The organism is Ruegeria sp. HKCCD7628 (assembly GCF_057221005.1).
Genome location: NZ_JBWVBA010000002.1, coordinates 292,858 through 306,528, shown reverse-complemented (window position 1 = coordinate 306,528; position 13,671 = coordinate 292,858). Strand labels below are relative to the sequence as shown.

The window sequence follows — 13,671 nt, the reverse complement described above, 5'->3', positions numbered from 1 at the left end:
CTTGCTGATCTTTGATGAACTTTTTTATCGTCATAAATCACATTATGAACACTCATAATGACCCAAGCCAAAGCGCTTAACACGCCATGAAAGAAACAGTCTAATGGAGCTCGCTCGTTTGTCCCCAGAAAGGAGGCCATAAAGTCACAACTTTCGTTCGTTGCTCTAAATTTATGTTCCATTAATTTTCAGTTAATTTTTTAGGTGGTACGTTAGACTTTCAAAAGAATCGTTAAAGAATCGAGTGGGCATTTGTCCGCTTTTGGCGTAAGCCGCATTTTTGTTGTAATTAGTATGGAATGGTGACGTATGAATGGGGGGAAGGCTCAAACTGGAGCGTGGCTGCCAAATGCGCTTCATGCACGAGCAATCATAAATTTCATTCATTGGAGTCAGGGCGGTCTTGTTCTGGACGCAGCTCTCAATGGTATCGTGGAAGCCTTCGGCGCAGACTGCGCCGTCATAAGCCGTTTGTGGCTGAACAAAGGTGCCCACAGGGTGGCCGCGCGTTCGGACACGCGCGATCCATCAATCAGCCGCCCTCTGTTCTTGTCCTATGCCAATGACGCGCTTGGACCTTTTCGCAACGTGCCGAAAAGGGCATCTGTTTTCAGTTTGCGTGAAGATGGCGAGGACCCTGCGAAACTGTCACCGGTCCTGACGGATTGGATTGCGCATCGCAAAATCTCGGACATCCTGTTCCTGTGTCTGGACCATCAGGCTGGCGAAATAGACTTTCTTGAGCTGCACTTTGGTCAAAATCCCGAACCCGGCTATAAGGAGGCAATCGAACAGATTGCTCCACAGTTATCCGAGACGTTTCAGAGCCGGCGCGCTGGCCTTGTGACCGAGGCATTGTCCCGGCAGACCGTCGCAACCATCCGCAAGACAAGTATTGAAGTGCCTATCCTGAGCACCGAAAACCCTGCGGGGCTTACCCGTGCCGAATGGCGTGTGTGCGTATTGGTGTCTCGTGGCATATCATCCCAAGGTATCGGCGCTGAGTTGGGAATTGGACCTGCAACTGTCAGGACACACCTCAAACATATCTATTCGAAAACCGGTCTGGATAATTTCCATATGCTGGCACGCAGACTAGTGTCGGTCGAAGAGCGCGAGGCGCTGTACGGGAAACTGCATCAAGCAAGGGCTTAATGCCTGAATTAGACTGGCAAAATTGGATTGCCCTATGGCTGTTCGCGCCGCTGTTTGCGGCTACAGCGTGGACTGATTTCACTCAGTTGCGAATTCCTAACACCTATTGCATCATCGGCCTGGTCATTTTCGTGGCCACCGCCCCGTTTCTGGAATGGCACGAGTTGTTCATGCGCCTCATGATTGGCGGAGCGTGCTTTCTGCTCTGCTTTGGCCTGTTCGCAGTCAGATGGCTGGGCGGCGGGGACGCCAAGATGCTTCCTGTCGTGTTTCTCATTGTTCCAAGCCCAGCAGTTCCCGACTATTTACTGCTCTTGGCCGCAGGTATGGGTCTAGGGCTTGTTGGGATGGCCTTGGTACGACGTTATGCCAAAACCCTGTCTCCGCGCTTCAAATCAACTGCCCAATCGCGAGAGTTTCCAATGGGGATCGCGATCGGGTCTTCGGGACTGGTTTTGACCCTGCATTCTGTCTTTCAGTATGCGTAGTCAGCCTTAGCTTCCAAAGGTCTCCATGTACCGAATCACGATAGGAGCCAGGATCAAACCAGCAATAGCTGGCAACATCAGGCTGGCCATGACTGCCGACATCTGGACGGGCAGTTTGTTGGCCTTTTCCTGCGCGCGTACTTCACGCAGTTCCCGCATCTCTTCCGCATAAGTGTTCAAGGCAGAAGCAAGTGGAACACCAAACCGGGTCGACTGAAGAACAACACTTACAAAAGCACTCATTTCCTCGATCCCGGTTCGACGCGCCATACGCATAAGAGCCGTGTCACGATCCCGGCCTGCCTGAATCTCGCTTAGCGCGATCAGTATTTCTTCGGACAGTTCTGGAGCAACCAATTGCATTTCGACGGCCACTTTCAGCAGAGCCTGATCGAATCCCATACCAGCTTCGATCCCAATCTGCAGAAGATCCAGCATGTTCGGGAAGGCGCTCTCCATCTGCCATTTGCGCTCTTTGATGCGGGCTTTCATCCACAGATGAGGAACGTAGAACCCGATCGCACCCAAAATGACCACGTTTCTTAGGGTCGCCAGCAAGTCCAGGCCGCCCATATATTCTGCAATCCGCGCGCCAAAGTTGTTCGGCGGCTGCCAGTTGAGCAAAAAGATAAAGGTCATCGGCAAAAAGGTCGCCAGGCCCAACCGGATAAAGTAGTAACCCGCAATCGCGTTCTTCCCGCGAAAGCCAGACTTGGCCAGCACCTGCCCGACTTCGAGACGCTCGCTTGCATCGGCAGGGATAAGCGCTGCGCTCAGGCCAGTCGGCGTTTCGCCTTCCAGTTTATCCGGCGTTCCCCGAGCCAGATTTTGGCGCGGCCGACTTGGCGCCATGCGATCAGCAGCGGTTGAGCGTTCTTTGAAAGTGGACGAAATTCCGAAAAAGGCGAGCACTGCGCCAAGGATCACAATTGCAAGTAAAAGGATTTGTGACCCAATTTCGTCAGCAAGAATAGAATTGATATATTCCATCGGAGAAACTCCTTATATCCGGAAATTCACCAGCTTGAACAATATGATGGCATTCAAAACCACCGCTACTGCGATCACCCCCATTACCGGCCAGAACGACGGAGCATCCGCAACATCGCCGTAATAGGTCGGTGTCATGATCGTCATAAAGACAGCAATTAGGACGGGAATACTGGATAGGATAAATGCGGTCATTCGACCTTCAGCCGAGATCGCCTTGACTTTACGGCGCAGCGACATTCGCGCGCGAATAACCCGCGCGAGGGTTCTGAGGATTCCGGCAAGATCACCCCCCGTACCATGCTGCATCATCAACGCAACAGCCAGGTACTGAATGTCTTCTTCGTCAATACGCTCAGCAAGGGTCTTCAAGGCATCCGGCAGTTCTTCGCCGTAGGCAACCTGGTCGACAATCAGCCCGAACTCGGTGCCGATAGGATCAGGCATCTCTTCGGCAACGCTCTGCAACGTCGTGTTCAGCGGATGCCCAACTTTCAATCCCCGGGCCATAAGGTCCAGCGCATCAGGCAGTTGCTTGATCAGCATGGCCTTACGCTTTCTCAACGTGCTTCCGAGGACAACAAGCGGGCCAAACAAGAAAACCACGGCCGAGATTGGCACAACCTGCACCGGGTTGGACACGAGCGAACCGCCAATTGCGCAGACAAGAAAAGCCGCAGCACAAGCTATCAGGAACACCTCGGGGGCCATGTTCAACCCGGACGCTTTCAACGCTGCCGGAAGATCCCCCACGAACGGGAAATTCCGGATCAGAGGTTTGGCTTCCTGCGGTTTAAGCAGGTTCAGAACATCTTCGCCGCTCTTACCTTCGTTTAGCAACTGAACGCGACGATTGATCGCTTCTTCGCGGTTTTCACCCCGCTTCAGGAATTGCCGCAGCCCTTCCCATGCGATCAGAGCCCCCAGGAAAACAGCCAACGCGAGAACAAAGCGCGCATCAAAACCGAAGATTTCCATCTCGGGCCCAACAATGCCGTTGATATCGAGATTGGAAAAGAATGATCGAATTTGCTCGAACATGACCCGCCTCCTTAGGTGAACTGGACGGTGGACAGGTCTACCCCAGCAGCAGCCAATGCCTCGCTCGACTTCGGCCGGATACCGGTTGCCTTGAACCGTCCCAAAACTTTGCCGTTCTCATCTTTACCTTCGCGCTTGAAGACAAAGATGTCTTGCATGGTCACAATGTCCCCTTCCATGCCGGTCACTTCAGCGATGGAAGTCACGCGGCGGGTACCGTCTGACATACGGTTCAACTGCAGAACAAAGTGCACTGCCGAGGCAATGGTGGCGCGAATGGCCGAATGCGGCAGTTCCATTCCACCCATCTGGACCATCTGTTCGACACGCGACAGGGCATCTCTTGGGCTGTTCGCGTGGACCGTAGTCATCGATCCGTCATGGCCTGTGTTCATGGCCTGCAACATGTCAAAGGCTTCCGAGCCGCGTACCTCGCCTACGACGATACGGTCCGGGCGCATCCGCAGCGCGTTTCGAACAAGGTCACGCTGCGCCACAGCTCCTGTTCCGTCTAGACCAGCCGGACGCGTCTCCATGCGCAGCACATGTTCCTGCTGCAGCTGGAGTTCCGCGGCATCTTCGATGGTCACGATCCGTTCGTTCTCGCCAATGTAAGAAGAAAGCGCGTTCAGCATCGTTGTCTTACCAGAGCCTGTACCGCCCGAGATCAGAACATTCATCTTGGCGTCAACCAGCCCTCTCAGCAGGTTTGCGGCACTGTCGTTCAGGGCGCCGTTGTTCACCAAACGCTGCATCGTCAAAGGAACGCGTGCAAATTTACGGATCGACAGGGCAGGACCATCCAAAGCGCAAGGCCGAATAATAGCGTTCACACGGCTACCATCCTCTAGACGCGCGTCCACCCAAGGCTGACGTTCATCAATACGGCGACCAACCCGGCTAACGATTTTGTCGATGATACGCAGCAGGTGGCGTTCATCACGGAACCGGGCTTCAGTTTTTTCAAGGATACCAGCGCGTTCGACAAAGATCTGCTCATGTCCGTTGACCAGGATATCGTTGATCGTCGGGTCGGCCAGCAACGGCTCGAGCGGGCCAAGGCCCAGGACTTCATGCATCAGCTCTTCGACAAGGTCTTTGATCTCTTCGCTGCGCATCGCACGGCCTTCATGGCGCAACAGATCCGTAGCGTGCTTGCCAATCTCGCCCCGCAGAGTGTCCTCTTCAACCTTGTCGATGACAGCGAGGTTCAGCTTGTCCAGCAGCGAGTTGTGCATCCGCGCCTTCAGGTCAATACGATCCTGCTGCCTTTCGCGATCAACGACCTTTTTCTCGGCTTCAAAGGCTGCGATGTCTGATACGTTAGAGTCCAGCTTCTTGGTATCCAAGGGAACGACCTTGGGTGCGCTGGGTGCTGTACGGCTCGTTCTGTCAAATTCACGAAACATTCTTTCAACCTTTTACTTTATCTTACATCACGGCTTGGGGAACGGGCGTCAGCTGTTCACGCGCGGCGGCAGAGAAGCCCGCGTGTCATCCGCCAGCTTCTTGATCGCCCGTGTCGCTGGTGCCCGGTTGGACACGTCCTGCAAGGGAACGCCTCGATCAACGGACTCGCGCACTGTACGCTCGTCCTTTGGCACCCAATACGAGAAGTCTTTTTCAAGTAGCTTGGTCGCCGCGCGGTGATGGGCCGCGGGGAACAAGGGCTTTTTCTCAAGGCTTGCAATCAGTTGAATGTCCAAAGCTGGGTTTTCGCTGTGATAAAAATCAATCAGCTTGCGGGCAGAGCGCACCGACGGCACGGCCACATCCGTAACCAGATACAGCCTGTCCGCCTGGGCGAGAACCGGAGTGATCCACTCGACCAAAGCACGCGGCAGATCAACCACGACGTAGTCGTGAGACCGGCGCAAACTGTCCAGAATAGCGTCAATCTGTTCGTCTTTGATGGCAGATAGCGGGCCATAACGTGATGGAGCTGCCAGAACATCTACACCGCATGGTGCTTTGGTCATCGCCTGATCCAGAAACGCAGTGTCAGGAATGCTTTCTTCCATTGCCATGCGCCACATGGCATCGCTTTCTTCCACGTCCATCAGGGCCGCGATGGAACCAAACTGGAAGTCCAGATCAACCACTGCAACCTCGTTGGCCGCTTTCTTCTTGAAGAAACCTTCTTTCTGCTGCAACTCGTTGGCCATATTTGCGGCCACAAGTGAAGAACCAACACCACCACGAGATTTTGCCACGGCAATCACTTTGCCCAGCGTTGCATGACCGCCCCAAACCGCAGGCAACTGAGCTTGGCGGCGAGTCCGGATCGCATCAACCTGCGGCACGATCTCCTCGTTGATCGCGGTCCGGGGTAAAACGTCATCGACGCCCAATTTCTTAAGCTGTCGAGCTTTTTCAAGCGGCAGATCTTCCGGGGCCAGCGCAATGATAATTGCGTTGGGCATCCGCGCATCGCAGATGCTCTGTGCTGTTTCCAGCATTTTGTCACTGTCTTCCTCGACGTCGAACAGAACCACATCATTCAGCGCCGTAAGCGAGATGGCCGAACCGTTCACACCCGAGACCGTGTCTTTTCGGCCAGTGAACTGACAGTTCTCCTGTTCAGCAAGAGACCCTTCAATCGCCGAGTAGATCTCTTCGTCGGGCGAAATCAACAATACTGAAATCTGTTTTCCACTCATTATCTTTCTCCTTACTCTGCTGCCCCGATGCCCAAGTCTTCGGCAGGAACCGAAGTGCTCATCGCGGGAAGGGAAATACTATTTGGGGTGTTTGAAGTTACCGCCGGGCTATTGGAAGCCAGCGCTGCCAGTCCGGCCAGCGGCATTACGAAATCGAAGTCCACATCAATCAATTCGGCCGTAACAACTGGCGTATAAGGGCCACCCAGAAAACCCAAGCGTGGATCGTGAGTATAGGCGAACTGCACATTCGTCGGGGTTGTACCCGGTGGCAGAAGCGGCTGGATTTCATCCCAGATACGCTCACCGTAGGCAGTGCTTGTGTCCAGGCGGCACGGGGCAGGCAAGTTCGGCACTTCACAGATGCCACCTACGCGGCACAAGGTTCCGAACCGAGGAGTGCCTGTTGGATTGTTTACCAACTCATGTGACGCAGGCAACGCTCCGCACTGCGCAGGACCGACAGTTGCCAGCCGTGCTGCTTTTTGCATCGCCTTCTGAGCCGTTGTTGTCGACCAGTACAGGCGACCATAATCCACGATGCCAAACATCAGTAGAAGGAAAAGCGGAACGACCAGCGCCATTTCAACAAGGGCTGCACCGCGTTCTTGCGTACGGAAATTGCGAAAGATGTTAACCAGACGTGTCATATGCCAAACACCCTGCTTTGATCCGAGATTTCCATGTTCAACGGGCCCAGAGCGCCACCGAACAAGCTGAAAACGTTGCCAAACAAGAACTCGACGCGAACCTGAGCGGTCACTTCCACCACCGAGGCCGGGTTGACCCTATAGGCGCCATCGCGACGCAGGCAGGTGGGGATCACGTCCACGACGGATGTGCCAATCGGCATGATCGATGTGCCGCCAAGCTGGTTTGTGACGATTGTCGTCGCTGTCGTTTCGTAGTCACCGCCCAATGTGACCGGCCCCGTGGCCGTCGCGCACAAGTCAATCGGAGCCGTCCTTGCGATCATCCGGGAGGCGTCGCGGACACCGGCAGCAGCCGCCTGATGCGCCCAGGTGATCCGGCTACCTTCGATAATCACTGCAATGAACAGCAGCAGCAGCGGAAGAACCATCGCGAATTCGACCATCGGTGCGCCAGATTCACAGCGCTTGAGGCGTTGGATATGCGAGATCAAACGTTTCACCGGTACAACCTCACGACATCGCGGAAAATACCGTCATCTTCACTGCCGCCCAGACCGGCGCCACCGACTTGCTCAACCACTTCAAGGTAAATGTCGAAATCGGTACCCGACGAATTCGCCAGAGGCTGGATCATGAAGCCTTTGACATATTCCTCAACCGGGACATCCACGGCCCGGCCTTGAACGTTGTTCGCGGCGCAGTCGATCGCAGCCAGAATAAAGGTGCGGCGGTCGGGATCAGTTGACGCAGGCGTGGAGCACTGCGCGCGCCCAGTTTCCGAGCGATTAGACAGGATCGGACCGCCTGAGAATTGATTGATCTCTTCAAGATACATTTGGTAGCGCGTTGTTCCGCCTGCAGATGGCAGTCCAGTCGGCATGTTGCGGATCACATTGGCTCCGTCGGAATTGTTTACCGGCAGCGGATTGTTCAAAGGATCAAGGCCCGCGCCATAGTTCACATCAAGATAATCCTGACGACCATTGGACCAATCGCCATTTCCAAACCGACCACCGCTGTTGGGGACTAGCGAACCGCAAGTATCAGTTGCAAAACAGTCATCCGGCGGGAAAGGCATGGTATCTGTGGACAGCGTGGGCTGACCGCTGATGCAGCTGTTGCCATTTCCATTGCCATTTCCATTGCTAGTGGGTTGAACCCATCCTGAAATAACCTGCGGCCCCGGCGCGTAATCGGGATCATTTCTTTCGTTGGTCAAGGTCGACGTAAAATAGTCAAAGCGCGAGTTATAGATTGCTCCGCCGATGCCCTGGCGCTGACCGGGTTCGGTATCAACACCCCGCTGCACGACGCAACGACCTTTGTTACCTTGGGCAGCGATCAGGCAAATGTATAGGTTCGAGCCGTTCAGCCCCGCACATGGCCCCTCCGGATTGATGCCAAAATCAATCGGATCAAGAAACCCAAAGTTACCCGGACCCCATTCAGCATTGGCCTGACCAGTACGCAGTTTGATCGTGGATCCGATATTCGCGTTCGCAGTCCAACCCGGAGGGATGCAGAACATAAGCGGAGTCACGTCACACGCGTAGGCTGTGAAACCTGCAATCGCCTGTGCGCTGACCTCGGCATCTTGCGGGGTCGCACCAAGCAAAGTTGCCAAAGCGCGCGAGAATGGAAGGAAAACTGTCCGAGGCGTTGCAGTAACCTCAGCCATGACGGCCAAAGTCGGGTCGGTTGTCACAAAACTGGCGACAGAGGCTTCGTCGCGCGCGTCATTTGGCAAACCGGTCAAAAACCGAATATCGAAGTCTGCGGCCGAGGCCAATGCACGATCGCCTTCGGCAAAAAACTGTTCGTCCGCAATCATCGCAGCGGCAGCGGCCTCAGCCCGGTCAATCGCATCTCCGGAGCCGTCCAGTTCACCGGCGGCAGCCAGCGCAACGTGATCAGCGTAGGATTGGAGGTCGGTTTGGGTGGAAACGACACGGCCAAGGTCAAAAGTCAGCGCGACAAAGCCGAAGATGAAAACCAGGCTCATTCCAACAAATACCAGAATTGCGCCGTCTTCTTCTTTTTTGAACTCTTTAACCGAAAACATTGTCAAACCCTCCCAAACACTCCGTGATTTAGTTCACTGTCCCGGACGTGTCCGTGACGGGGACGTCCTGTTCGGCAGAGGCCGCAGTGGGATTTTCCACCCTGAACTCCTCGACCTCGGAGATACCGCGACGTACTTTGACAATCGGCTGCGGCTCACCATCTTCTGCTGGTGACTTTTCCAGAAGAATATCGCTCAGGCGCACTGCTTCGAGCGGCTCATCGTCTTCTGTGTTCAGCGAACGCAGTGAGAGGCTCAACTGGCCTGCCTTTTGCGCCAAGGCCAAACGCTGACCTTGCTGCGGGGTGACTTCAACCGTCACGGTCCGTGCGATACCGGGTTGATCCAGTTCCTCGTCCGCAGTTTGGTCGACGCCGATAATGCGAATGTTTTGAAGAATGGTAATGGCGCGCAGCTCATCGTTGGACCCGCGGGTCAACACGATATCTACAAAATCGCCAGGTGTTACGAAACCGCCAACACCGGTTTGCGCATCAACACTGATGGCAACCGCACGGTTGTTTTCCCCGATCGTCTGTACAATCGTGACTTTCTCACCAAAGTCCGAGACCTTTGAGGCCAACAAAATCTCACCCTGTGCCAATGCGCGCTTTGCGCGGCGCGGGTCTGCTCCGGGTTCAGGTAGAACATCATCAAAGTTGGTAAACACGCCAGCCGGGACCGACTCTGCCGGCCATTCGATCGTGGTCAACTTGTACCTTTCGATCGGCGTTCCAAATGGAATGTCTTCAGCAACTGCAACAACGCGGACGATCGATGCGTCTGCAGCGGCTTCCTGATTTCGTTGAATTTGGTCCTGGGCAATAAGAACGGCACCGCCTGCCAAACCGACACCCAAGAATGTCATCAAAAAAGACTTAACGCGCATAGTGCCCTCCAATTTCCGAAGTCGGTTCAGGCCGTCAGATTGGGGCGATTTGCTGTCTTCGTTTACAAGCCGACTGATGAACTGACGAAAAACCGTTGAATTCTGATGTGACACCCCGACTTTTAGCCGGGGAATCAACGTTTTAACCTATCATCGAAGATTGATTAGCGGGTCGCCGCACCAACCGCGTCTGAGAAGTTCGAGCTAGTCGCGTTAGCCAAACCGGTCAGAACCACGCCGCCAACAACAATCGCAACAAACAGGGCAATGCCATATTCAACCAATGTTGCTCCGCGCTCATCTTCACGCAGTCTCAAGAATACCTTGCGGATAGAATTTTTCATAAGGTCATACTCCATAGTGTTTAACCGAGTACGAGATTTAAGCGCAAACCCGTGGTAGGTGCTTCTACTTAAACTGATACCTCAATGAGGTTTTTCTTCACCAACGTATGAGGTATCAACTGTTCAATCTCGTGTCGTAGCACAGGATTGGTTAGCGGGTCGCCGCACCAACCGCGTCCGAGAAGTTCGAGCTGGTGGCGTTGGACAGCTGAGTGAGCACTGTACCGCCAACAACGATCGCAACAAACAGGGCAATACCATATTCAACCAGGGTCGCGCCGCGCTCGTCTTCACGCAGTTTCAGGAAAATCTTGCGAATTGAATTCTTCATAATTTGTACTCCAGACTGTTTTACCAAGTGCGAAATGACCGCACACACACGAGGTTCACATCCCCGTTAACAAAATTGATACCAAGCGAGTCGCGATGGAACCTCCCCCCAAACGAAAAGGTTTTCCCGCATAACGGGAATTTTTTTTCAACTTGGGCGGATTTGTGGCCAGAGTTAGACTGAACATGACCGCCAAACACAAAAATTCACAGATTCGCCACCCACACGAATCGTGCTTTGACAGCTCGCGTAAGCCCAAAAGCCCGACAAAACACCGAAAACTAGTGCACTTTTCCGAAGTTGACCGGAAAACCTAAGCCACAAAATGCAAAACGACCCCTCGCTCGCTCGGGGGTCGTACAGCGTATTTCGTCTTAAGTTACTAGATGTTAGACCGTCACGCCCTGTAAAACCTGCTCTCGCGACAAGTCCTGCCTTGCCCCTTCCATCAGGATGGAACCACGTCTGAGCACGACAAAACGGTCGGCAAGATCGTAGGCAAAGTCGAAATACTGTTCGACAAGAACGATGGCCATCTCACCCTTGCTTCTGAGATGCCGAATGACATCGCCAATCTGTTGGATGATATTGGGCTGGATACCCTCGGTCGGCTCGTCCAGCAAAAGCAGTTTGGGTTTGGTGATCAAGGCACGCGCAATTGCCAGTTGTTGCTGTTGGCCGCCTGACAGGTCGCCTCCCCGGCGATTTTGCATTTGCTTCAGGACGGGAAACAGATCGAAAATCTCGTCCGGGACGAAATGCTTGTCCTTCGGCAAGCACGCAAACCCGGATTCAAGGTTTTCGCGAACAGTCATCAATGGGAAGATTTCGCGACCCTGCGGAACATACGCCACTCCTTTCCATGCCATCTTATGTGCGGGCAACGGCGGCAACACTTCGCCATTCAGCTCCAACCCACCGCCCGAACGCGGGTGGGTGCCGGAAATCGCCTTGATCAGGCTGGTCTTGCCGACACCATTGGTGCCCATTACGCAGGTCACCTCGCCCAGCGCGGCCTGCATAGAGATGCCGTTCAGGATTTGCGAATGCCCGTAGTGCAGAGTCAAGTCAGTCAGTGTCAGCATCGTCTAACGCCCCAGATAGACGTCAATGACGTCCTGATTTGAAGTCACATGGTCCAGAGACCCCTCGGCCAGAACCGAGCCCTCGTGCAACACCGTAACCTTGCAGTTCAGGCGGCGGACGAATTCCATATCGTGTTCCACGACTACCACGGCGCGGGTCTTGGCGGCCTGCACCAGCAGGTCGGTGGTGTGTTCGCGTTCCTGCGGGGTCATCCCGGCAGCGGGTTCGTCTACCAAAAGCAAGCGCGGCTCCTGTGCCAGAAGCATCCCAATCTCAAGCCATTGCTTCTGCCCGTGGCTGAGTTCGCCCGATTTGCGGGTCAACTCGTCCTTCAAGCCGATCTCGGCGGCCAGTTCCTCGACTTTCTCCAGATCACCCTTTGAAGGGCGATAGAACAGCACGCCCAGCCATCCGCGTTTGTTCTTCAGCGCCATCAGCAGGTTCTCCTGCACGCTCTGGTCTTCGAACACGGTAGGTTTCTGGAACTTCCGCCCGATCCCGGCCTGCGCGATCTTGGCCTCACTCATGCGCAGCAGGGATACGGATTTCTCGCCCCATATAACGCGGCCTTCGTCGGGTCGGGTTTTGCCGGTGACAATATCCATGAAAGTGGTCTTGCCCGCGCCGTTCGGCCCGATCACTGCGCGCAGTTCCGCGTTGCCGATCTGAAACGACAGGTTGTTGATGGCTCGGAACCCATCGAAGGTGACCGAAACGCCGCTGACTTCTAGCAGAGTACTCATTCCGTGGCCTCCTTCTCACGCAGTGCGCTTTCATCAGGCCCGAGGGCCGCGCCGTGGCGCTGCGGCGTGCGGCGGTTGGTCCAGAGGTCGAACAGCCCCCCGATCCCCTGCGGGGCGAACAGTGTGACCAACACGAAGGATACGCCCAGCAGCACCTGCCACCAGTCAACCCATTTGATCGTGTAGAACCCCAGCGGAATGTCCGGGGCCTGCCCGCCCGTAAACCACGTGCTGAGTAGGCTGACGAACGCCGCACCAATGACGGCACCGTACAGGCGACCGCGCCCGCCGATGGCGACCCAGACAGCCAGATAGATCGAAGCGATGGGGGCCATCTCTTCGGGGTTGATGATGCCCGCCTGCGGGTAATAAAGCGCGCCCGCGATGGCCGCGATGCAGGCGGTCAGAGTGAAGACGGCCAGCTTGTAGACCTCGACTGAATAGCCAAGGAACCGCACCCGCGCCTCGTTATCGCGGATGCCGCGAATGACCGAGCCGAACTTGCCCGACACCACCCATGCCGCCAGCATGTATCCCAGCCCAAGGGCCAGCGCCGAGGCCCAGAGGAACCAGATCGACACTACGTCCTGCGAGGCTGTGACACCCGGCAGGTTTTGCAAGCCCGACAGGCCATTGTTGCCGCGCAAGCCGCTGTCGTTCTGGAACAGATACAGCGCCAAAGCCAAGGTCATGGCTTGGGTCAGGATCGACAGGTAGACACCCGTGACACGGCTGCGGAAAGCGAGCCAACCGAAGATCAGCGCCAGAAGGCCCGGCACCAGCACCACCAGCGCCAGTTGCAGGAACAGGCTGTCCGAAAAGGCCCAGATCAACGGGAATTCCGACGAACCAACCACGCCGAAGATTTGCGTACCAATGGCGTCCACGACCTCGGATGACGTCGGAGGGATTTCGGCTTGCGACAGCGACTCTACCACGATCAGCCGCGTGCGTTCATACATCAGCCACATGCCGATCATGTAACCGCCCAGCCCGAAAAAGGCGAAATGGCCAAGGGACAGGATGCCGGTGAAACCCCAGACCAGATCCATCGCCACGGCAATCAGGCACAGGCACAGGGTTTTGCCCAGCGTCTTGACGAAACTGGTCGAGATCACGCCGATCCCGAACCCTTCGGACAGGACGGTGACGCCCAAGGTGAACAAGGACAGGATGGCCAGAAAGACCAGCACCGATGGGTTTTTGGCGACAAAGCTGCGTTCCATGGC

General features: G+C 55.2%; 15 protein-coding genes. 2 read left to right on the top strand and 13 right to left on the bottom strand.

Features of this window, described 5'->3' with window-relative positions:
* Positions 1-309: 309 nt before the first annotated feature.
* Positions 310-1,155, top strand: coding sequence for a helix-turn-helix transcriptional regulator (locus tag AC2TAD_RS07965; protein WP_480867015.1), 846 nt, complete (start codon positions 310-312; stop codon positions 1,153-1,155).
* A complete protein-coding gene (locus AC2TAD_RS07960) occupies positions 1,155-1,643 on the top strand; it encodes an A24 family peptidase (protein WP_480867013.1) in 489 nt (162 codons plus the stop codon). The genes AC2TAD_RS07965 and AC2TAD_RS07960 overlap by 1 nt, the downstream gene beginning before the upstream one ends.
* A gap of 6 nt (positions 1,644-1,649) precedes the next feature.
* On the opposite strand, the gene AC2TAD_RS07955 is transcribed toward AC2TAD_RS07960, so the two are convergent.
* The 13 genes from AC2TAD_RS07955 to urtC all read right to left on the bottom strand — a co-directional run bounded on the left by AC2TAD_RS07955 (position 1,650) and on the right by urtC (position 13,668).
* A complete protein-coding gene (locus AC2TAD_RS07955) occupies positions 1,650-2,633 on the bottom strand; it encodes a type II secretion system F family protein (protein ID WP_480483346.1) in 984 nt (327 codons plus the stop codon).
* A gap of 12 nt (positions 2,634-2,645) precedes the next feature.
* On the bottom strand, positions 2,646-3,674 hold the full coding sequence (locus tag AC2TAD_RS07950; protein WP_480867011.1) for a type II secretion system F family protein: 1,029 nt from the start codon (positions 3,672-3,674) through the stop codon (positions 2,646-2,648).
* Between the two features lie 11 nt (positions 3,675-3,685).
* Entirely contained in the window at positions 3,686-5,083 is a 1,398-nt protein-coding gene (locus tag AC2TAD_RS07945; protein ID WP_480867009.1) for a TadA family conjugal transfer-associated ATPase, read from the bottom strand.
* A gap of 48 nt (positions 5,084-5,131) precedes the next feature.
* Positions 5,132-6,334, bottom strand: coding sequence for a CpaE/TadZ family protein (locus tag AC2TAD_RS07940; protein ID WP_480867007.1), 1,203 nt, complete (start codon positions 6,332-6,334; stop codon positions 5,132-5,134).
* 11 nt (positions 6,335-6,345) lie between these two features.
* Positions 6,346-6,984, bottom strand: a complete 639-nt coding sequence (locus AC2TAD_RS07935) for a TadE/TadG family type IV pilus assembly protein (RefSeq protein ID WP_480867005.1) — start codon at positions 6,982-6,984, stop codon at positions 6,346-6,348.
* Positions 6,981-7,487: a TadE/TadG family type IV pilus assembly protein gene (locus AC2TAD_RS07930; protein ID WP_480867003.1), complete on the bottom strand. Its 507-nt coding sequence runs from the start codon at positions 7,485-7,487 to the stop codon at positions 6,981-6,983. Before AC2TAD_RS07930 ends, AC2TAD_RS07935 begins: the two co-directional genes overlap by 4 nt.
* Entirely contained in the window at positions 7,484-9,049 is a 1,566-nt protein-coding gene (locus AC2TAD_RS07925) for a pilus assembly protein TadG-related protein (protein ID WP_480867001.1), read from the bottom strand. Before AC2TAD_RS07925 ends, AC2TAD_RS07930 begins: the two co-directional genes overlap by 4 nt.
* 28 nt (positions 9,050-9,077) lie before the next feature.
* A complete protein-coding gene (cpaB, locus tag AC2TAD_RS07920) occupies positions 9,078-9,938 on the bottom strand; it encodes a Flp pilus assembly protein CpaB (protein ID WP_170353397.1) in 861 nt (286 codons plus the stop codon).
* Between the two features lie 164 nt (positions 9,939-10,102).
* Positions 10,103-10,282 (bottom strand): Flp family type IVb pilin, encoded by a 180-nt coding sequence (locus tag AC2TAD_RS07915; protein ID WP_209195222.1) that lies wholly within the window; start codon positions 10,280-10,282, stop codon positions 10,103-10,105.
* Positions 10,283-10,433: 151 nt separating this feature from the next.
* Positions 10,434-10,613, bottom strand: coding sequence for a Flp family type IVb pilin (locus tag AC2TAD_RS07910; RefSeq protein ID WP_480483330.1), 180 nt, complete (start codon positions 10,611-10,613; stop codon positions 10,434-10,436).
* A 389-nt stretch (positions 10,614-11,002) separates the two neighbouring features.
* Positions 11,003-11,698: an urea ABC transporter ATP-binding subunit UrtE gene (gene urtE / locus AC2TAD_RS07905; RefSeq protein ID WP_480866999.1), complete on the bottom strand. Its 696-nt coding sequence runs from the start codon at positions 11,696-11,698 to the stop codon at positions 11,003-11,005.
* A gap of 3 nt (positions 11,699-11,701) precedes the next feature.
* The gene (urtD, locus tag AC2TAD_RS07900; RefSeq protein WP_170773791.1) at positions 11,702-12,442 is read right to left on the bottom strand and encodes an urea ABC transporter ATP-binding protein UrtD; all 741 of its coding nucleotides are present in this window, start codon (positions 12,440-12,442) and stop codon (positions 11,702-11,704) included.
* Positions 12,439-13,668 carry an urea ABC transporter permease subunit UrtC gene (gene urtC / locus AC2TAD_RS07895; protein WP_480866997.1) on the bottom strand — a complete coding sequence of 410 codons (1,230 nt, stop codon included), beginning with the start codon at positions 13,666-13,668 and terminating at the stop codon, positions 12,439-12,441. The genes urtD and urtC overlap by 4 nt, the downstream gene beginning before the upstream one ends.
* Positions 13,669-13,671 lie beyond the last annotated feature (3 nt).